The sequence below is a fragment of the Pseudoalteromonas sp. RW-H-Ap-1 genome, assembly GCF_048318575.1.
GTDB lineage: Bacteria > Pseudomonadota > Gammaproteobacteria > Enterobacterales > Alteromonadaceae > Pseudoalteromonas.
Window position 1 is genome coordinate 26,444 of record NZ_CP166997.1, and the last position, 22,237, is coordinate 48,680.

Annotated in this window: 13 protein-coding genes and 2 pseudogenes; 12 read left to right on the plus strand and 3 right to left on the minus strand. The window is 40.0% G+C overall.

Annotation, left to right across the window (positions count from 1 at the left end):
• Positions 1–924, minus strand: a complete 924-nt coding sequence (locus AB8618_RS16600) for a hypothetical protein (RefSeq protein ID WP_413403179.1) — start codon at positions 922–924, stop codon at positions 1–3.
• 373 nt (positions 925–1,297) lie between these two features.
• Here AB8618_RS16600 and AB8618_RS16605 point away from each other — a divergent pair, with 373 nt between their 5' ends.
• The 10 genes and pseudogenes from AB8618_RS16605 to rluF all read left to right on the plus strand — a co-directional run bounded on the left by AB8618_RS16605 (position 1,298) and on the right by rluF (position 16,697).
• The gene (locus tag AB8618_RS16605; protein ID WP_178957171.1) at positions 1,298–1,600 is read left to right on the plus strand and encodes an isoamylase early set domain-containing protein; all 303 of its coding nucleotides are present in this window, start codon (positions 1,298–1,300) and stop codon (positions 1,598–1,600) included.
• Between the two features lie 9 nt (positions 1,601–1,609).
• The gene (malQ, locus tag AB8618_RS16610) at positions 1,610–3,604 is read left to right on the plus strand and encodes a 4-alpha-glucanotransferase (protein WP_413403181.1); all 1,995 of its coding nucleotides are present in this window, start codon (positions 1,610–1,612) and stop codon (positions 3,602–3,604) included.
• Positions 3,605–5,827 (plus strand): 1,4-alpha-glucan branching protein GlgB, encoded by a 2,223-nt coding sequence (gene glgB / locus AB8618_RS16615; RefSeq protein WP_413403183.1) that lies wholly within the window; start codon positions 3,605–3,607, stop codon positions 5,825–5,827.
• Positions 5,820–7,882 (plus strand): annotated as a pseudogene (gene glgX / locus AB8618_RS16620) (glycogen debranching protein GlgX). Before glgB ends, glgX begins: the two are co-directional and overlap by 8 nt.
• The gene (locus AB8618_RS16625) at positions 7,875–10,394 is read left to right on the plus strand and encodes a glycogen/starch/alpha-glucan phosphorylase (protein WP_413403187.1); all 2,520 of its coding nucleotides are present in this window, start codon (positions 7,875–7,877) and stop codon (positions 10,392–10,394) included. The pseudogene glgX and the gene AB8618_RS16625 overlap by 8 nt, the downstream one beginning before the upstream one ends.
• Before the next feature lie 20 nt (positions 10,395–10,414).
• Positions 10,415–11,689, plus strand: a complete 1,275-nt coding sequence (gene glgC, locus AB8618_RS16630) for a glucose-1-phosphate adenylyltransferase (protein ID WP_138607932.1) — start codon at positions 10,415–10,417, stop codon at positions 11,687–11,689.
• 47 nt (positions 11,690–11,736) lie between these two features.
• A complete protein-coding gene (locus AB8618_RS16635; protein ID WP_409425884.1) occupies positions 11,737–13,269 on the plus strand; it encodes a glycogen synthase in 1,533 nt (510 codons plus the stop codon).
• Positions 13,270–13,352: 83 nt separating this feature from the next.
• The gene (locus tag AB8618_RS16640; protein ID WP_413403189.1) at positions 13,353–14,567 is read left to right on the plus strand and encodes an EAL and HDOD domain-containing protein; all 1,215 of its coding nucleotides are present in this window, start codon (positions 13,353–13,355) and stop codon (positions 14,565–14,567) included.
• 26 nt (positions 14,568–14,593) lie between these two features.
• Positions 14,594–15,679, plus strand: a complete 1,086-nt coding sequence (locus tag AB8618_RS16645; RefSeq protein WP_409426121.1) for a DUF418 domain-containing protein — start codon at positions 14,594–14,596, stop codon at positions 15,677–15,679.
• Between the two features lie 43 nt (positions 15,680–15,722).
• Positions 15,723–16,697 carry a 23S rRNA pseudouridine(2604) synthase RluF gene (gene rluF, locus AB8618_RS16650; protein ID WP_413403191.1) on the plus strand — a complete coding sequence of 325 codons (975 nt, stop codon included), beginning with the start codon at positions 15,723–15,725 and terminating at the stop codon, positions 16,695–16,697.
• 60 nt (positions 16,698–16,757) lie between these two features.
• On the opposite strand, the pseudogene AB8618_RS16655 reads toward rluF, so the two are convergent.
• Both AB8618_RS16655 and AB8618_RS16660 read right to left on the minus strand, forming a co-directional pair.
• Positions 16,758–19,834: pseudogene (locus tag AB8618_RS16655) on the minus strand (efflux RND transporter permease subunit).
• A gap of 2 nt (positions 19,835–19,836) precedes the next feature.
• Positions 19,837–20,919 carry an efflux RND transporter periplasmic adaptor subunit gene (locus AB8618_RS16660; protein ID WP_413403195.1) on the minus strand — a complete coding sequence of 361 codons (1,083 nt, stop codon included), beginning with the start codon at positions 20,917–20,919 and terminating at the stop codon, positions 19,837–19,839.
• A gap of 122 nt (positions 20,920–21,041) precedes the next feature.
• On the opposite strand from AB8618_RS16660, the gene AB8618_RS16665 reads away from it, so the two are divergent.
• Positions 21,042–21,944 (plus strand): LysR family transcriptional regulator, encoded by a 903-nt coding sequence (locus AB8618_RS16665; protein WP_413403197.1) that lies wholly within the window; start codon positions 21,042–21,044, stop codon positions 21,942–21,944.
• Positions 21,934–22,236, plus strand: a complete 303-nt coding sequence (locus AB8618_RS16670) for an MGMT family protein (RefSeq protein WP_409425890.1) — start codon at positions 21,934–21,936, stop codon at positions 22,234–22,236. Before AB8618_RS16665 ends, AB8618_RS16670 begins: the two co-directional genes overlap by 11 nt.
• Position 22,237 lies beyond the last annotated feature (1 nt).

Here is a 22,237-nt window from a genome sequence, read left to right on the forward strand (position 1 = left end):
TTACTTAGCTTGAGTATGACTTCGTTTGACTTTAACTTTAGTAACTTGGTCGAGCTTTAAAAAATAAACATTACCGCCAATGCCTTTAAATTCCTCATCGGTAAAGGCAATTGTATTGTTATCATAAAACGTGATCGCTTCTTTTTGGGTCACAATGCCGAGATCAATTTTAGACACATCGCCAGAGAAAAATTTGTCCCCTTTGAAATTTTCAAACAGCCAAATACTGGTTGAATCTAGTAGTGCAAGTTTTTTTCTATCTGGGCTGAGCGCTGCAGAGGTGATCCAGCATAGCTTTTCCATAGTGGTGCAGGTTCTAAATGAGTCTATTAGCTGGGCGTCAAAATTTGCTGCGTGATCGCCTACTTTATAAACGTTAGTAATACCATCGAATGGCTCTGTGCGATTTTTAGTAAATAAATATAAATGCCGGCCAAAAGCCACAAAAGCTTCTAAGTCGTAGTTACGTTGCTCTGGCTTTATTGGGCTGCCGTCTAATTCTGGGTAGGTAAACTTAATTATCTCGGCTTCGGTGGTATTTGTTTTGATATCAATGGGGTTTTCTATTTTATAAATGGTTAGCCATTTACGTTCATTTTTATTATTGCCAAAGTCCCCTAAGAAAAAATGACCAAATTTATTTTGCGTCATGTCCTCCCAGTCAATATTTTTTGCATTGCTCACCAAAATTTCTTTAGCGATAGAACCATCATCATTGAGTCTATAAAGCTTAGGTTCGTCGCCGCTGTCATTAATAGCCCATAGACGTTTATATTTATCAAATTCTATACCTGAAATTTCTTTTAACTTTGGATCTACAGAGACAAGCTTTTTACTATATAGTGTATAAATTGAACTACCCACAACAGCGATGATGGTTAGAAAAACAATAACAGAGGTAATAAAAATGCTTTTTTTAATCATAGTCTTTAAATATTCATCGCATTGGCTAGGTGGATAATTATTATCGCTGATGATGCCGCTAAGCTAAAGGTTTTTAACCATAATGCGGTAATAAAAATGATTATGAGTGTATTGTTTTAAAAGTTATTTAATTGAGTGTAGTTGGTTTAAAAATTGCTCAGTAAAGGAGCTTACCTAAAAATCTGTTTAAATGGTTAAAAACTGCACCAACCTAGTGCGGTAAAATAAATAACGCACTGTAATAATGCGTAAATAAAGTTTTGTTTAACTTTAAGCTTGTTTTTATGTGAATGAATGGATTCCACATCGCCTATTTAAGCTGTTTGGCCTGTGGCAAAGATGAATAACCCTTATGGTTTAGTTGGAGCCTATTATGTTGAATAAACGCTTTTTTAAGACAAAAAACGAAGCAGAAGTTACGTTTGAATTTTCTCATCCTGATGCTGAAGATGTCTGTTTACTTGGGGAGTTTAATGATTGGCAGCCAGTGCCAATGAAACTAAATAAAAAGTTGGGTGTGTTTAAATGTAAACAGCGTTTGCCTGTTGATAAAGAGTTTCACTTCCGTTACTTGATTAATGGTAAGCAGTGGGACAACGACCATCAGGCTGATGGCTATCAGGCCAATAATTTTGGTTCAGAGAACAGTATAGTAAATACTCAACGCATTAATTAAGGTTGGTGAATGGACGCACTATCGCAATCATTTTATTTGCATGGAATAGGCTATGAGTACACTAAATACACCGGTGAACACGTTATTTTTAGTGAACAAACGCGCAGGTTAGCCTTGCAGTGCTGTGGCGTTGACACAAGTGATGCAACACAAATAGCTCAGTTAAATTATCAATTAGATGCGGCCACTTGGTTAACGCTTGCGCCGGCTGTTAGCTTAGTAAAGCAGCCTAGCAATGTGCTAAAAGTACGTATTAAAGAAACCGACGCGCATAATAAAATTACGCTTAACATACCTGCATTAAATATTAAGCTGCAATTTGAACAAATAGCTGACTATGCGCCATTAGGTGAGTATTTCTTAAATGACAGTCGTTATATTGAAATAGCGCTGCCACTTACCCATTTACCTACGGGTTATTATGATGCTTTGCTAAGTATGGGTGGGCAATCAGCAACTACACAAATTTGGTCTATCCCTAAACAAGTCTATCAAATAGCCGATTGTAAACGCTTTGGCTTATCAATCCAGTTATACACATTAAAAAACCAAGCCGGAATGGGAATTGGTGATTTTAATGATTTACTTGAATTAGCCTCGCTATGTGCAAAACAAAAAATGGATTATATTTTACTTAATCCTCTGCACTTACTATTTGCAGATAACCCAGAGTGCGCTAGTCCCTATAACCCCAGTAACCGTGCGTTACTCAATCCATTGTATATAGCAATTAACTTATCGCCCGATAGTATTAACAACCCCACTTTAGATGATTACTTATCCTCTTGTTGTTTAAGGTCGCACAGCGAGCAAGATATAACCTTTATTAATTATAAAACGGTTACTGAGCAGAAATATAATGCCTTTAAACTGCTTTATGCGCACTTTCAACAGCAGGGCAATCAAGCAAGGCAAGATGAATTTACTGCATTTTGTACACAGCACTGTGATGAACTTGCCATGTTAGAAACTACACAGCCGTCATTCGACCATTACCTGCAATGGCAGGCACACAGCCAACTCGCACGATGCCAACAACATTGTATCGACCAAGGAATGGCGATTGGTTTGATTAACGACTTAGCAGTTGGCTGTGCCAAAGAGGGTAGCGAATATAAACACCAGCAAGCGTTGTTTAGCCAAGATGCGACTGTGGGAGCTCCACCAGATCCTTGGGCTGCGAGTGGTCAAAATTGGGGGTTGCCAGCAGTAAACCCTATGCGCCTTGCTGACAACAACTATCAGTTTTACCGCTCACTTATACGCGCAAACATGGATTCTGTGGGTGGATTACGTATTGATCATGTGATGGCAATTAGGCGGTTGTGGTGGTGTTTTAGCAATAATAGTAACCAAGATGGTTGCTATGTTTACTACCCATTCGAGCACTTGTTAGCTATTTTGAAAATTGAATCACACCTTAATCAGGCCGTCGTGATAGGTGAAGATTTAGGCATTGTACCACCCGAAGTAAAAGAGGCACTGGTGAGCAGTGGTATTTTTTCAAACAGTTTATTTTATTTTGAAAAACAACAAAATGATGAATTTGTTCATCGCGATCATCTTAGCGAGCAATGCCTGCTAATGATTGCCAATCATGACGTACCGCCTTTTGTTGGCTGGTGGCAGCATAGTGATTTGAATCTCAAACAACAGTATCAATTGATTGATGCCGTTGAACACCAGCAGCTAGTGCAGCAACGGCAACAAGAGAAACAACGGTTAGTTGATTTTATTAATGCAAACGACACACATTCTGACATGTCATTAAACACTGATGCTTTTGCGATTTATAGCGCGCTGGCTTTGTGCTTGGCAAAGTCGCCATCGCGATTATTTGCCCTACAAATTGATGACTTAGACAAACAATGCTACCCAGTTAACATTCCGGGTACAGATAAAGAGTATCCCAATTGGAGACGGGTGTTAGCACATACGTGCGAGGATATTTTTACTGATAATGCATCACTTTTGACTGCAATACATTCAATGAGGAATGGGTAAATGGGCAGTATAAAAAATAAGAAATCAGCGCTGGTGGCTGATTATGACGCACAAGTTACTGCGCTCGCCGCAGGGCGCTTTAAAGACCCGTTTAGCTTTTTAGGGGCGCACAGCACACAAAGCGGCATAGAAATTCGAGTGTATTTGCCAGCAGCACTGCAGGTTGAACTGTTAATTGATGGTCAAGCCGTTAGCGCATTACGCTATAAACACAGTGATTTATTTATAGCTGAGCTATCAAGTATGCCAAGCAGTATTTACCAATGCCAAGTTAGTTATGAAAGCAATAATATTATCTTTTACGATGAATACAGTTTTAGTAGTACGCTTGATGAGCAAGCGATGTACCTGTTTAACGAAGGGAGTCTTGAGCATACCTATGCGCACTTAGGCGCGAAATTTATGACTCAACAGGGCGTAGACGGTGTTCGTTTTTGTGTATGGGCACCAAATGCTGCCAGCGTTTCAGTGATTGGTGAATTTAACTTTTGGCAGGCCAATCGTCACTTTATGCGATTTCATCCGGCCAGTGGAGTATGGGAGTTATTTATCCCGGGATTATGCGCCGATATGTGCTACAAATTTGCTATCACCACACTCAGTGGTGAAGTTTTAGATAAAGCCGATCCATTTGCCTTTAAAATGCAGCAAGCGCCAGGCACTGCAAGTATATTACAGTACAAACCTACCCCTATTAAGCTCAGTGAAAAAGCGATTATAAATAGGCAACAGCGCAATCATATTGATGCCGCTATTAGTATTTATGAAGTGCATTTAGGTTCTTGGCAACGCGCTGAACATAATCGTTATTTAAACTACGGCGAGCTGGCAGATAAGCTTGTAAGTTACGTGACTGATATGGGGTTTACTCACTTACAACTTATGCCTATTAGTGAATACCCGTTTGATGGTTCATGGGGGTATCAGCCGGTAGGCTTGTTTGCACCAACAAGTCGTTTTGGTGATTACAACAGCTTTAAATACTTAGTTGAGCAATGCCATAAAGCCAATATCGGTATTTTACTCGATTGGGTGCCGGGGCACTTTCCAAGCGATCCCCATGGGTTACATTGTTTTGATGGCACCCATTTATATGAACATGCTGATATGCGTCAAGGGTTTCACCCTGATTGGAATACCTATATTTATAATTACGATCGCCCTGAAGTTAAAAGCTTTTTAATATCGAATGCGATGTATTGGCTTAGTCAATTTGGTATTGATGGACTGCGAGTGGATGCAGTGGCGTCTATGTTATATCTTGATTACAGCCGAAAAGAAGGGCAATGGGTAGCTAATTGTTACGGCGGCAGAGAAAACTTAGGGGCAATAGAGTGCCTTAAACAAGTGAATATGCGCAGTTATAAGAATAATCCCGGTATTATGATGGTGGCTGAGGAGTCAACGGCGTGGCCTGGAGTAACGCAAAGCGTTGAGCATAATGGTTTGGGTTTTGGTTATAAATGGAATATGGGCTGGATGAATGACAGCTTGCATTACATGCAGGAAGATCCACTATTTAGGAAATATCATCACCATAAAATGACGTTTTCTATGGTGTATGCCTTTAGCGAAAATTACATTTTACCACTGAGTCACGATGAAGTCGTTCACGGCAAAGGCTCACTTCTAAACAAAATGCCCGGAGACGATTGGCAACAGTTTGCTAATTTACGGGCATATTATGCGTTTATGTGGGCGCATCCAGGAAAAAAACTACTGTTTATGGGCGCGGAAATAGCCCAGCGAAAAGAGTGGGATCATGATCATTCAATAGATTGGCACTTGCTTGAGCATCAAAGTCACCAAGGTATTCAAGATACGGTTAAACGCCTTAATCATGTGTACCAAGCCCATCCAGCACTTTATGAGCTTGATAGCTGTGCGACTGGTTTTTCATGGATAGATAATGATAACAGTCAGCAAAGTGTATTTAGCTTTATTCGTTATGCTAAAAGTGCTGATGATTTCATGGTTATTGTCGCTAATTTTACCCCAACTGCTTATCAACATTTTACTTTAGGCGTGCCTGCTACAGGCAGTTACAAGGTGATATTAAATACTGATGAGTCATGTTTTTTTGGCTCAGGTATTAATGTCACTGATGAGCCAAACCAACTAATACATTCAATTAATCAACCAAGTCATGGCTTTGAGCACAGTATTACATTGCACATGGGTGGCTTAACCACGGTCTACTTACAAAAGGTGAATGATGAGTAATTGCTTTGAGGTTACCCATGGTGCACCTTTACCACTGGGTTCGACTGTACAAAACAACGGTGTCAACTTTGCCTTATACGCCCCTAATGCAAGCCAAGCATTTGTTTGTTTATTTGATAAAAGTGGCCATACAGAAATATTAAAAATGGCCATGAATATTAACGAAGGCGGAGTGTGGAGTATTCACGTTGCACCACTGAGCGCTGGCGCATTATATGGCTTTAGGGTTGATGGTGAGTATAACCATGAAAAAGGTATGTTATTTAATGAACATAAATTACTGATTGACCCGTATGCAAAAGACTTGTTTAACGAGTTTACTTGGAGCGAGCGCCATTACGGGCAAATGCCGATAGGCACTAAAAGCGTGGTTAATAATGCAATAGATATCCCTAAATCTAAAGTGACTACATCTGTTTCATATATCAATATAAAGCCTGATCACAGCTGGGCTAATACGGTTATTTATGAATGCCATGTAAAGGGCGCTACCTGTCGTCATCCAGGTATTCCAAAAGCACAGCAAGGTACGTTTTTAGGCTTAAGCCATCCGTGTTTTATTGAGCATCTAAAAAGTTTAGGGGTGACCGCTATTGAGCTTTTGCCTGTACATGCGTTTATAAGTGAACAGTTTTTAATTACTAAAGGGCTACAAAATTACTGGGGCTACAATAGCATCAATTTTTTTACCCCCCATAAAGACTATTTGGTTAATGACGATATAAACGAATTTAAACAGATGGTCAGCGAATTACATCGCGCCAATATTGAAGTTATTTTAGATGTTGTATACAACCATACTGCCGAGGGGGCAGTGATGGACCGATATTGTCTTTACGTGGCTTCGATAACCTCACTTATTATCGCACTATTAATGGGCAACCTAATGTATACATAAATGATACCGGCTGTGGTAACACCTTAAATATTGACCATCCAAAAACTTTGCAACTGGTTCTTGATAGCTTGCGGTATTGGGTGGAAGTTATGGGAGTGGATGGTTTTCGATTTGACTTAGCAACCATTTTAGGGCGTTCAAGTACCGGCTTTAGTGCTTCTCACACGTTTTTACAGGCCGTTGCACAAGATCCTATTTTGAATAAAGTAAAACTGATCAGTGAGCCGTGGGATATAGGCCCTGGCGGGTATCAGTTAGGTGCTTTTCCTGCTCCTTGGCGTGAGTGGAACGATCAATATCGTGATGTTATTAAACGTTTTTGGCAAAGCGAAAAAGGCATTATAAGTAATGTGGCCAAGCGTTTGCACGGCTCGTTTGATATTTTTGAACATAGTAATCGCGGTCCACTCAACAGTATAAATTTTATTACCAGCCATGATGGTTTCACTCTCGCCGATTTAGTCAGTTATGAGCAAAAACATAACCAAGTAAATGGTGAAAATAATCAAGATGGCCACAGCGCTAATTATTCATTTAATTGCGGGGTTGAGGGATTTAGTAGCGACCCTGAAATAATGAGCTTGCGCCTACAACAACAAAAAAACTTTTTACTTACCTTACTGCTCTCTAAAGGGGTGCCAATGATAGCCTCAGGCAGTGAAATGGCTCACTCCCAAGGCGGTAATAATAACGCTTATTGCCAGAATAATCGTACTAGCTGGCTTGCATGGAAAGACTCACAACTAAACCATTGCTTAATTCAGTTTATAGATGATGCGTTAAAAATTAGGCGCGGTCACAGCGCGTTTAAACACAGTGTATTTTTAGATGATATAGATGAACGTTTCACCGTTAAGTGGTTTACCGAGCAAGGTAAAGAAATGGATGAAACACATTGGCATGAAGATACGCGACAATTTTTAATGTATAGCTTGCTTGATAAGCAAAATAAGCATGGGTTATTAATTATTTTAAACGCCAGTAAACAGCCTGTGCTCTGCCAATTACCACAATCGCCCATTATCAGGCCTTGGACGTTAGTGTTATCAAGCGTAAATAACGCATCATCTGTTGTTGAAGAAGATGCAACCGTGAATATTTCAGCACAAAGTAGTTGGGTTTTTAGTGCCAATTTAGAAGGCGAAGATTATGACTAAGCAAGACGAGCAAGTGTGTGTGGTAAAAAGCTGGCAAGAAGGCCCGTTGATTGACGAAAGTACCTTAAGTGATGATTTAACTCGCCACTTTTATTACACCTTAGGGCGTGATGTGGTGGGAGAGTCGCAGTTGTATTTGTATCATGCATTGGCGCTGACGATAAGAGATAGACTCGTTGCGCGTTGCAGAGACACCAATAAGCAAATTAAACAACATAAACGCCGTAAAACAGCATATTTATCGCTAGAGTTTTTAATGGGGAGAGCACTGGGTAATGCGGTACTCAACCTTGATTTAGAAGCGCAGGTAAGTACAGCACTGCAAGCTTATTGTACTGAGCTAGAAAACGTGGAACAAGCAGAACATGATGCCGGCTTAGGTAATGGTGGCTTGGGGCGCTTAGCGGCATGTTTTTTAGATAGTTGCGCGAGTTTAGCGCTGCCTGTAGTGGGGTATGGAATTCGCTATGAATACGGCATGTTTAATCAATCAATAAAAGAAGGTAACCAGGTTGAGCAACCGGATAACTGGCTTCGCGAAGGGCATCCTTGGGAATTAAGTGCACCAGAGCAAGCTAAACGGGTTAAGTTCTCGGGTTATGTACAAAGTTATACCGATAAATTTGGCCGTGAACATCGACAGTGGGTGAGCTCCCAAGATGTGTTAGCGGTTCCTTATGATGTACCCATTCCGGGCTATAAAAATAATATTGTTAATACCCTCAGGCTTTGGAAGTCTGAAGCTACCGATGAATTTAATTTAGCCGAATTTAATGCCGGTAGCTATTCAGAAGCGGTAGCACAAAAGAATCTTGCAGAGCAAATAACCATGGTGCTGTACCCTAACGACAGCAGTGAAAATGGTAAAGAATTGCGATTACGCCAGCAATACTTTTTATCATCGGCAAGCATTCAAGATGTACTCAGCCAGTGGATTGAACAATATGGGGATGATTTTACTGACTTTGCTCAGCATCATGTTTTTCAGCTTAATGACACTCACCCTAGTATTGCCGTGGCAGAGCTGATGCGAATTTTAGTCGATGACCATGAACTCGACTGGGATCAGGCATGGAACATCACAACCCAAACCATGGCTTACACTAACCACACCTTATTGCCTGAGGCATTAGAAAAATGGTCAGTGGCATTATTTGCTAAATTATTACCACGTATTTTAGAAATTATTTATGAAATTAATGCCCGTTTCTTAGCAGAGGTTGCAAGGCATTGGCCGGGTGATGTACAAAAGCAACGAGACTTATCATTAATTGAAGAGGGCAGTGAGCCGCAAATACGCATGGCCTTTTTAGCCATTGTTGGTAGTTATTCAGTCAATGGCGTAGCCGCACTGCATACCAAGTTATTAACTGCGGGTTTGTTTAAAGATTTTTACGCATTATGGCCTGAAAAGTTTAATAACAAAACCAATGGGGTGACACCAAGGCGTTGGCTTGCTTATTGTAATCCGAGTCTGAGTCATATTATTAGCGAGAAAATAGGGAAAGACTGGGTAGGCGATTTTGCAAAAATTAGCCAACTACGCCGTTTTTATGATGACTCTCAATTGCACGTAACATGGCAGCAGGCAAAACGAGAAAACAAGCAACGTTTAGTCGATTTAGTGAAACAAAAGTGTGACGTCGAGTTTGATGTAAACATGCTATTTGATGTGCAGGTAAAGCGTATTCACGAATATAAGCGCCAGTTACTCAATGTGTTACATGTTATTCATTTATACGACCGCATTCGTCGTGGCGATACGCAAGGCATGGTACCTCGTTGTGTATTACTCGGGGGTAAAGCTGCACCAGGTTACATGATGGCGAAGAAAATTATTAAGCTGATTAATAATGTTGCTGAGGTGATCAACAAAGACCCTGAGGTATCGATGTTTTTAAGGGTCGCTTTTTTACCAAATTACAACGTCACAGCCATGGAAACCATATGCCCAGCAACAGACTTGTCGGAGCAAGTTTCTACAGCAGGTAAAGAAGCATCCGGTACCGGCAACATGAAGTTTATGATGAATGGTGCGCTCACAATAGGCACGTTAGATGGCGCGAATATTGAAATCCGCGATGCAGTAGGAGCTGAAAACTTCTTCTTATTTGGCGCACAAGCCGAGCATATTGACGAAATTAAAGCGCATTATAATCCCAGTGAAATTATTGCGAATAATCCAGATCTAAATAACGTGATGCATCTCCTCGAAAGTGGTCATTTTAATCTATTTGAACCAGGCTTATTTGATGATGTGATTAACTGCATTAAAAGCAAAGACGATGCGTGGCTAACTGCACATGACTTTGCCAGTTACATTTCAGCGCAGCGTGAAGTGGATAAAGCGTACGCTGATCAAACCTACTGGACTCAAATGAGTATTTTAAATACCGCGGCCAGTGGCTTATTTTCTAGTGACAGAACGATTGGTCAATATTGTGATGACATATGGCATTTAACCCCACTAGATACTACACACCAAATAGTTAAAACGAACACTGACAGCTGACACTAAACGGAGAGAGTAATATGCCCAGTTATGCAAATCGCTATATAAGTAATTTAACCAGAGACACCTATGCACTGATTCTAGCCGGCGGACGAGGTTCTCGTCTGCATGAGCTAACAGACTGGCGAGCAAAACCAGCCGTTTATTTTGGCGGTAAGCACCGTATTATTGATTTTCCACTATCAAATTGTATTAACTCTGGTGTAAGGCGAGTAGGGATTGCAACGCAATATAAATCTCACTCGCTGATACGCCATGTGCATCGTGCATGGGGACACTTTAAAAAGGAGTTAGGCGAGTCAGTTGAGATTTTACCTGCATCACAGCGCCATGGTGATGAATGGTATTGCGGTACTGCCGATGCGGTATTTCAAAATATGGATATTATTCGTCATGAACTACCTAAATATGTAATGATTTTGTCAGGCGATCATGTGTATCGTATGGATTACGGCGGTTTATTAGCAAAGCATGTAGAAAATGGTGCCGATATGACCGTGTGCTGTTTAGAAGTCGCGGTTGAAGAAGCAGCAGGCACCTTTGGTGTAATGACCGTTGATCAAGAAAATCGAGTGCGGCGATTCGACGAAAAACCAGCCGAACCTACCTCTGTGCCTGGTAAACCTGGTACATGCTTAGCGTCAATGGGTAATTACGTATTCAATACTGAGTTTTTATTTGAGCAATTACAAAAAGATTCACAAACCGAAGGCTCAGGACGTGATTTTGGTCATGACATTATTCCCGCTATTATCGAAGAGCATAATGTGTTTGCTTACCCATTTAGAGATCCTGCACAAGTAGGGCAACCTTATTGGCGCGATGTAGGGACCTTAGATTCATTTTGGGAAGCGAACATGGAGTTGGTTATGCCTGAGCCTCAATTGGATTTGTACGACCCTACTTGGCCAATTTGGACATACCAAGAGCAGCTTCCTCCAGCTAAGTTTATTTTTGATGATGACGATCGTCGAGGTATGGCTGTTGATTCAACCGTATCGGGTGGCTGTATTATTTCAGGCTCATTAGTGAGAAAGTCATTACTGTTTTCTAATGTACATATTCGCTCATATTGTACTATTGAAGAGTCGGTTATTTTACCCGGTGTTATAGTTAACCGTGGGTGTAAAATTAAACGTGCCATTATTGATAGAAGCTGTGAGATCCCCCCGGGGTTAGAAATTGGTTATGATCGTAAAACCGACGAGGCCAATGGTTTTAGAGTCTCTAAAAAGGGAATTGTTTTGGTAACCCGAGAGATGCTGACAAAGTTAGACACTAAGTTAAATCAATAATTAAATAGCAAGGTGAAAGCCTTGCAGCTAACTATAAGAGTAAGTAAATGCATGTATTAATGGTTGCCGCAGAAAATGATGCGTTACCTAATGCCAAAGTCGGCGGTGTTGCCGATGTCATACGTGACGTGCCTAAAGCGTTAGCAACTCAGGGACTAACGATTGATGTGGCTATTCCTGATTATGGTTTTGAATTGGGGGAGCGCCGTTTTATTGGTGAAGTCAATGTTGCGTTTAATTCAGCCTCTCACGTTTTATCGCTGTTTGAGATTCCACAAACGCAAAATGCAGTGAGGCAAATAGTAATAAGCCACCCTTTGTTCAGCCAATCACATAGTGTGTATTGCAACGATGATGACAATCGTCCATTTGCTACTGATGCGAGTAAGTTTGCAGTGTTTAATGCCGCGATTTGTGAAGCGCTTTTACAAGGGGTTTTAAAACAACCAAACACGTTACATTTACACGACTGGCACAGTGCTTGTGTGGCGGTGTTACTAAAATTTGAGCCTCGCTATCGTAAACTTGCTAAGCTGCGCTTGGTGTACACGGTTCATAACTTAGCTTTACAAGGTATTCGCCCTTTTAAAGACGATGACTCTAGCTTAGAAGCGTGGTTTCCCTCATTAAGTTATGATGGCCAATTGCTTTGCGATCCCCGTTACCCTCATTGCTTTAACCCCATGCGCAGTGCTATTAATTTAGCCGATAAAGTACATGTGGTTTCACCCAGTTATAGTCAAGAAGTGCAGATTGCGAGTAACGATGCAGGCGGTTTTTTTGGTGGTGAAGGACTTGAGCGTGATTTACAACAAGCGGCTGAGCAGGGCAAGCTGATTGGGATCCTCAACGGCTGTGATTACACAACTCAACACCCGAAGCAGGCAACGCTTAGCGAGCTTTTAGAGCAGATAGAAGCTACGCTTTTTAGTTGGATGGCAAAAAACGTACACTTAGACAGCAGCCACTATATTGCTCACCAACGTGTTTTACAATTTAAGGCATCAGAGCAGCAAGGGCCTTTAGTGACCAGTGTAGGGCGGCTCACCGAGCAAAAAGTATTGCTGCTGTGCCAGCCACACAACAATAGTTTAACTATTGATGAGGTATGCAAGGTTATAAACCAATATAATGGTCGCTTGATTGTATTGGGCTCGGGCGATAAAAAACTAGAACAATTATTTACCACTGCAATGGCACGAAATAGCAATTTATTGTTTTTAAAAGGTTATGGCCAAGGTGTTGGTGATTTAATGTATCAACTAGGGGATTTATTTTTAATGCCTAGTTCTTTTGAGCCGTGTGGCATTAGCCAAATGCTGGCAATGCGAGCAGGTCAGCCTTGTCTTGTGCACAGTGTTGGCGGCTTAAAAGATACAGTTGAGCATAATGTGACTGGTTTTAGTTTTACTGGTGATACCTTATTGGCTCAGGCAGAGGCATTTTTGGTTTGTTTATCTGAGGCTTTGAGTTTAAAACAAACTAATCCTAAAGAATGGCAAGCGATAAAAAATAGCGCTAAGAACAGCCGCTTTGGTTGGGATGACGTTGTAACTGATTATATTACCTACTTATATTAAAAAATTTATTAAAGTTCAGTGACATCCGTTCCTATTTGCGCTTTAATTACTTAGTCTGGTGGAAATAATAAAAAGTAGGTAATGTGTCGGTATTTGTGGCAAGGCAAGCAATCCTTAATCGTAATCAAAATGTAGTTGCATATGAACTACTGTTTCGCGATAGCCCTGAAAATTGCTTTCCTGGTGTTTCTGATGGTCAAGCTACAGCAAGGCTTATCATGGAAAACCAGCTTAACTTAGGTACTCGCCATATTACTTCGGGTAAAAAAGCGCTGATCAATATTGGTCCTGAATCATTAAAACTCGATTTATGCGAATTTTTACCCTGTAAAGATGTGGTTATTGAATTACTCGAAACCATAGAGCCCACCGACGATACCTACGAGCTATGCCGTAAACTCTTTCACAGTAACTATAAATTAGCCCTTGATGACTTTGTTTACTCACCGCAGTGGGAACGTTTTTTAAAGCTAGTTAATTTAATTAAATTTGATATTCGGCTCACGCCACTGGATGAAATTCCACTGGTGGTAAATAAGCTAAAAAAACACAAAAATATTAAGCTGTTAGCTGAAAAAATAGAAACCGATGAAGAATATAAATTAGCTCGCCAAATGGGGTTTGATTATTTCCAAGGGTATTACTTTGCCCGCCCCGCAATGATAGAGCAAAAAGATATTCATTATAATTATGGTCTTGTCATTGCCATTTATTCAGAAGTAATGAAGCCAGATCCTGATGTGAAAGTAATCACCGGGTTATTTGAGCTTGATGCAGCACTAGCATACAAACTATTGCGTTTATTAAATAGTGGTGTATTTCCCCTGCAAAGCCAAATATCATCATTAAAACAAGCGCTGGTTTACCTAGGGCAAGCACGTTTAAAAAAGTTTGTTAGCCTAATTGTTACAGCACACACCGCGCGCACTAAGCCGATAGAGCTTATGCAAATGTGTGTTATTCGCGCTCGCTTTTGTGAATTAATAGCCAGCAAAGTCGCCAAACAAGTACAAGGTGAGGCATTTTTAACTGGGCTGTTTTCTCTTCTTGATGCTATTTTAGATAACCCAATGGACTTGTTGGTTGATAAACTGCCATTCCCAGATGAAATTAAAGCGGCACTAACCGGCGAGAAAAATGACTTATATTATATCCTGGAAACGGTAAAGGCCTATGAAACTGGAAGTTGGTGGGCGCTTGAGAAAGCGGTATCACTCATTAATTTAGACAGTGCTTTTTTACCAAAATTATACAAACAAGCTGTAAAATGGGCCGATAGCTATAAAGATAATATTTAAAGGGATAGGATTTGCGCAATTATAATATGGACTTTATAAGGGGCATAGCAGTACTTGGACTGGTATTTATTAACTGCTATTCCTTCGCAATTTTTGAACTCAATTACACTCCACTCACCACACCTCCAGCTAGCGATAATTTTTTACACACCTTAAGCCTTGTATTTGTTGAAGGGCGGTTTCGCACATTATTTACGTTGTTATTTGGTGCTGGTCTTTATATTCAGTTCCAGCGACAGCAATGTATTGAGCCATTAAAAAAACGCTTATATTGGCTTACTGTGTTTGGTTTAATACATGGGTTGTTACTGTGGGCGGGTGACATTTTGTTTTTATATGGGGTGTCAGCATTACTGGTATTACACTATTTAGATTCCACGGATGAAGAGCTTAAAAGCAAAGCGGCCTTTTTTACTTTTATTGCTTTACTTGCCACAGCAGTGTTTATGTTAGGGCTTAATGAAGAGCCACTCTACAGGGATTCTCCCGAATTTTACCAGATATATAATAGTTATTATCAAAGTATTGGTGCTCATTTTAGCCAAAATATAACAATGAGCATTTATATGTTGCTAACAGTGCCTATTTTATTACTGTGGGCAAGTGCTGGCTTTATGCTAATTGGTATTGTTGCTTACAAATGTAATGTGTTTAGTGATGGATTTAGCAGGTCGGGACTAATTAAGTTAGTAGTGTTAAGTGTGTTACTGACGAGTTCGCGATTAGTGTTAGAGTCATATGAACAAGGTATTGGTTATGCGTTACAAGAGCCTGTTAATGAATTAGCTGCCTTATGCGTGGCGCTACTTTATATTCATTTAATTGTTAAACTATGCAACAACAGCGCGCAAATAGGGAGGCTTATCCAACAGGTAGGGCGGTTAGCGTTTACTTTATACATAAGCCAAACCATTATGCAGTTAATATTGTTTAAAGTGCTTTTCCCTCAGTGGGCGCTTAGTTTTAACCGCATTGATTATTGGCTTGTCGCTATTTGCTTAGTAGTTGTACAGCTTATGTTTACAGCACTCTACTGTCGTTATTTTAAGCAAGGACCGCTTGAATACCTATGGCGTAAATTAGCTCAAATTAAGCGCGAAAAAATAGCTTGAGTAGTTTAAACTATGCGCCTTTATATTTAAGAAGATTTGCCATATGACAGACTTAAAGCGTTTAAATAAATTTATTAGTGAGACAGGGTTTTGCTCTCGCCGCGAAGCCGATAAATATATTGAGCAAGGTCGTGTTACTGTCAATGGCGAATTACCTGAAATGGGTGTTAAAGTTGCGCAGGACGATGTGGTATTGGTTGATGGTAAGCCATTAAAAGCGCCACCAAAACGAGTCTACATTGCTTATAACAAACCAGTGGGTATTACTTGTACCACAGAACGAAAAATTCAAAGTAATATTGTAAAAGCGGTTAATTACCCTGACCGTATTTTTCCTATCGGTCGTTTAGATAGGCCTTCAGAAGGATTGATTTTTTTAACCAATGAAGGCGACATCGTCAATAAAATCCTTCGTGCCGGTAATAATCATGAAAAAAAATACGTGGTTACCGTAGATAAACCACTTAATCGTCAGTTTGTGAATAAAATGGCAAACGGTATTCCTATTCTAGATACTATGACCAAAAAATGTAAAGTGACGCAAACTGGTACCCAGCAATTCACTATTATTTTGACTCAAGGTTTAAATCGTCAAATTCGTCGTATGTGTGAATACCTCGGTTACGAGGTTATTACACTTAAACGTGTGCGTATTATGAATGTAACCCTTAAAGGGTTGAAAGTAGGGCAGTGGCGACATTTAAGTGACGCAGAAATGGCGGTTATTAACGACTCGATTGCTGATTCAGGGAAAACACAAGAGCATTCGCTGTATGACGATAGTGTTCAGGGCAACCTACCTCAACAATCTAAACGTGCGCATAAGCGTGATTTTCAAGGTGACAAGACTCGTGGCGAAAAGAGTAACGAACCATATAAGCCAGCTAAAAAAAGTAGCCATAATACACCTTATCAGAAACGTTCAACCACCTATATTGGTAAATCTAATACTCACAAAGCCAATCCCGCTTCGGTAAATAAAGCGAAGAGCAGTGGCACCTTAAGCTTAAAAAAGTAAGCTTAATTGTTTTGTATTAATAATAAAAACGCAGCCTAGGCTGCGTTTTTTTATTAATTATTAAGACTGTTTAGGATAGTCAATTCTAAATACCATAGTGTATAAAACCGGCACCACAATTAGAGTAAGTATGGTGGCAAAGCCTAAACCAAACATTATAGTGACCGCCATCGACTGAAAGAATACGTCAAACAATAATGGGATCATACCAAGTATTGTGGTGATAGCGGCCATAGCAACAGGACGGACGCGGCTTACGCCTGAATCAAATACTGCTTGATAGGGTGATTTACCCTCGCTAAGCTCTAAGTTTATTTGATCGACCAAAACAATGCCGTTTTTAATTAACATACCACTTAAGCTTAATAACCCAAGTAGTCCCATAAAGCTAAACGGTGCATTCATTGCTAATAAACCGGCACTTACACCAATAATTGCCAATGGCACTGTAGCCCAAATTACAATAGGTTGTTTTAGAGAGTTGAAAAGTAAAACAGTAATAGCAAACATAGCTAAATAGCCAAGGGGTAAAGAGCCGAATATTGCTTTTTGAGCCTTACTAGATGATTCATATTCTCCGCCCCATTCTAAAGAGTAGCCATGAGGTAACTTTATAGATTCAATAGGGCCTCGTACTCTAGCAAACAATTTAGCGGCTGTTTCGTCGCCCAATACATTTTGATCGGCCATTATCGTAATTGTTCGCTTTCTATCGCGACGCATTATTAGGCTATCTTCCCATTCAACTATAAACTCATCAACAACTTGTGTTACCGGTACAAACACACCTAAAACAGGGCTGTATATTTGCAAGTCATGAACGCTGTCTACATTAAGGCGCTCACTCGCAGGTGAGCGAGCAATAATAGGTAAAAGCTGGGTTCCATCACGATATACACCGACTTGTTTACCCGAAAGGCTTGTAAGCAGCACATCATCCAGGTCTGATTTACTGATCCCTAAACGTCGCGCTTTTTGCTCGTTAAACTGTGGGCGAATCATTTTAGTACGTGCACGCCAATCGTTTCGAATATTAAACGCACCATCGTCTTGCGCCATAAGCTTTTCCGCTTCAGCTGCAAGTTTTCTAAGAATAACAGGATCTGGACCGGTAAAACGCGCTTCAATTTTAGCATCAGTTGAAGGGCCAATTTCCATTGGCTTTATTTTTAGCTCAGCTGAAAGCGCCGAGTTTTGTGAATAATCACGTACTTTTTGCATAACTACCGCAACAGCTTCGCGGTCTTTTACTCTTATAATAAGTTGTCCATAAGACGAGTAAGACTTTTGAGGTGCATAAGTAAGCATAAAGCGCGGCGCACCTTGGCCTGTTGTGCTGGTTACTTCTTCTACAAGTTCCTCTTTTTGCAAATAGCGTTCAAGCTTCTTTATACCGTCTATTGTTGCGCGTATATCTGAGCCTTGTTGTTGCCAGTAATCTACGTAAAACATAGGTGTGTTAGAGGCCGGAAAAAACGACTGCTTAACCGAGCCAAAACCAACGACAGCGCTGCAAAGTAATACTACCATGAGGAACATAGTTGATTTACGGTAATGCATTGCTAAATCTAAGAGTGTTTTATAACCTTTAAAAATAAATCCTTTATATGGATCGTTATCTGAATCGTCTTCGGTATCTTTTGCTTTTTTAAACTCATTTTCTGAAAACATTAAATTTGCAAAAAATGGCGTTAAGGTAATAGCGGTTATCCAGCTGAGTAACAAGGATATAAATAACACCCAAAATAAGCTGCCGGCAAACTCACCCGTTGCATCAGAACTCAAACCAATTGGTGCAAACGCAGTAATACCTATAATGGTTGCACCTAATAATGGCCACTTGGTCTGCTCTACAATATTTATAGCGGCTTTGAGTTTGGTTTGACCCCGTTTTAAGTTAATTAAAATACCTTCAGTCACCACAATAGCGTTATCTACTAACATACCAAGCGCGATGATCAGTGCACCTAATGATATACGTTGCAAATCTATGGCGAACAACTTCATAAAAATAAAGGTGCCTAAAACAGTTAGTAATAAAATACCACCAATTAAAATGCCGCTTTTAATGCCCATAAAAATAAGCAAAACAACAATGACGATTGCAATAGCTTCTAGCAAGCTTATGATAAATCCGTCAACTGAGGTCTCTACTTCTTTTGGTTGGTTATAGACAGCATTAACGTCAATACCATGGGGACGCTGGTACTCAAGTTCTGCTAAATGAGCATCTATACGTTTACCCACGTCAACCACATTAACGCCATTCATAAACGACACACCAATTAATAGTGCTTGCTCAGAATTGTATCTAATAACATTAGTAGGTACTTCAGCGTATTCTCTAAATACCTCAGCAACATCACCTAAGTAAATAAGCTCGCTGGCACCTGGTTTAGAAATTAGTAGTGTCTCAAGTTCTTTAACATCTTTAAATTCGCCAGTAGGGTGAAAACGAATTGATTCGTCGCCCACTCTTATCTTTCCTGCGTTAGATACCGTGTTTTGAGATTGTAACAAAGCAAATATATGGCTAGGTGCTATACCAAGTTGGGCTAATTTACGGGTAGATATTTCTACCATTACTTGCGGCTGTTGTTCACCTGCAATAGTAACTTTACTCACCCCTTTAACTAATACCAATTCACGTTTTAAATAATCGGTGTAGTCTTTTAGCTCATCGTAAGAATAGCCGTCACCAATAACTGAATATAAAACACCATATACATCGCCAAAGTCATCTAAAATGGTGCTTGGGTATACCCCACTGGGTAGCGATGGCGAAAGGTCATTAATTTTTCGACGCATTTCATCCCAAATTTGGCGAAGTTGTTCTTTTCGATAGGTGCTCTTCATTTCTACGGCTATTTGAGATTTGCCATTTGACGAAATAGACGTGACATGATCAACATAGGGTAATTGTTGAATTGCATTTTCTAAAGGAAACGTAACTTCTTCTTCAACCTGTTGCGGCGAAGCACCAGGGTACATGGTAATAACCATAGCTTGCTTTAAAGTAAACTCAGGGTCCTCTAGTTGGCCTAAATCAAAATAAGATACACTTCCGCCAATTAAAAGCAGCAGTGCAAACATCCAACTTATTACTTTTTTTCTATGGAAAGTTGTGCAAAGCTCATAATTATAAGCCTCGCTCTTTATTCCATGGGCGAACTTTCATGCCTTCTTCTATTGAATGCACACCAGCAGACACCACAATTTGGCCTTCTTTTATACCGCTAAGTACTTCTATGCCATCGTGGTGTAATTGGCCAACTTCAACAGCTTGCTTATGAACTTGACCTGTTTGCTCATCGTAAAGCCAAACATAGGCATTATTGTTAATCGCTTTTTGGGGATCAGAAAAAACCGACTCAATAGGCAATATGGTATAAGCAATCTGCGAGCGAGTTACTTTACTTAAATCAATTAAAACACGGCCAGTCATACCGGCCAGTAAGTTAAAATCATCAGGAACTGGTAACGAAAATACAACTTTATAGGTCAGTGTTGCAGGGTCGGCTTGGGTGTCCCATTCTTTAATATCAAGCGTGTACTCTTTATCTTCAAAACCATCAAATTTAACTGTTGGATGGTAATCAGTGCCTTTTTTAAAACGCGCCACTATTTTTTCAGGAACCTGAATTTCTACGTCCATTAAATCGCGAGTTTCTAGGCGTAAAATATTTTGCTTTGCCTGAATGTTTTCAAAGTTTTTTACAAATACCTTTGCAACGGTACCGGCAAATGGCGCACGCAACTCGCTGTATTCGAGGTTGGTTTCAGCGATTTTAAAAGCCGATTCAGCTATTTGCATATTTGCTAAAGCTTGGTCTAACTCAGATTGGCTAGTGATTTTCTTTTCAAATAGCTGTTCTATTCTGCTCAATTGCGACTTTGCCAACTCATAACGTGCCTTTCGTTCATCAAACTGCAGTTGAAAATCTTCAGGGTCTAATTTTGCTAATAAATCACCTTTTTCAACATGCTCGCCAGCAAGAACCGGAAACTCTATAAGTTCACCGTTTACTCTAAATGCAAGGTACGAGCCCTGGTTTGCAACTACCTCAGCCGGAAAGCTACGAATATTAATTTGTGAGTCGTGACCTATAGTGAAAAGTTTGACAGGGCGAATAGGCTCTTCTTTAACCTGTTGCTCAGGTTCAGAACAAGCGATTAAGCTAAGTAAGGTCGTCGTTAATAAACATAGACGAAAGAGTTTCATGTTGTCTCCGTTGCAATATTGGCAAATTAATTAAGTGCAGAATACGCTGCAAACATATAAAATAAAATTCATTAAATCTTACAGACTTAATAAATTTTATTTATGATGTTTTTGGGTACAATATGAAGCTGAATCAATTAGTAATTTTAGATGCCATAGTACAAAGCGAAAGTTTGAGCGGGGCTGCTCAAAAGCTTCATAAAACGCAGCCTGCGTTAACGCTAGCAATTAAAAACTTAGAATCGCAAATAGGGTTTGAACTTTTAGACAGAACTAAATATAGGTTACAACTTACTGAAAAAGGGCGCATCTTCCATCGTGAAGCCCAACAGCTACTGCATGCAAATGACGAGCTTGCAAAACTGGCGGAAGAGCTCTCATTAGGTAATGAGCCGCAATATAAAATTTGTTATGAACAGCTTTGCCATAAGCAAAGTTACAATCAGATCATAAGTAATACTTTTAAACAGTTTACCAGCACCGAGTTTTGTATCAGTAGCGGCAAACGATTTGTATCGTTAGAGCAAGTAAATAATGGACAAGCAGAGCTAGGCATTGGTCCGTGGTTTGATTTATTTCATGCAACAGGCGATTTAGAAAGTTTACCCATAGGTAAGCTCGATATTGGGATAGTAAGCGCAAAAGGGGTTTTACCAAAACAGCTTACTTATACTCAACTACAAAACTACCCCTGCTTAGCGATGTTTGAAAGCGACTTAAGTATAGACAGTGAAAGGCTTTCATATTCCAAAGGGTCAGCTATGATGAAAATAGACGATGTAGCTACCTTAAAATCGTTTTTACTCTCTGGGGCTGGTTGGGCAATGATGAGCTTAGATCATTGCAGATCTGAAATAAAAGCAGGTTTATTACAAGAAATCATTATTACCGACCGTGAACATAAATTTAGCGCACAAATAAGAGCGTTTAGGCAACACGCTATTCATCATGGTCCAGTGGCGCGTACTGTATGGAACCAATTTAAACAACTGAGCAAGGCATACGCTAATAAAAATGGATATTGATAAACACACTGTAATTTATACTATCATAGCGAGTATACCCAAAGGTTGTGTTGCCAGTTATGGCCAAGTAGCGGCGCTTGCAGGTTATCCTAATAATGCTAGGTTGGTAGGTCGTTTATTAAAAGAGATGCCAAAAGGTTCGACGATCCCTTGGCATCGAGTGGTTAATAGCCAAGGTAAAATATCGTTTACTGAGAGTTGTCCTCAGTATCACATTCAACGAGAGAGATTAATTGCTGAAGGCATTGTTGTTATTAACCAGCGTATTAATATGGCCAAGTACCGCTGGTAAT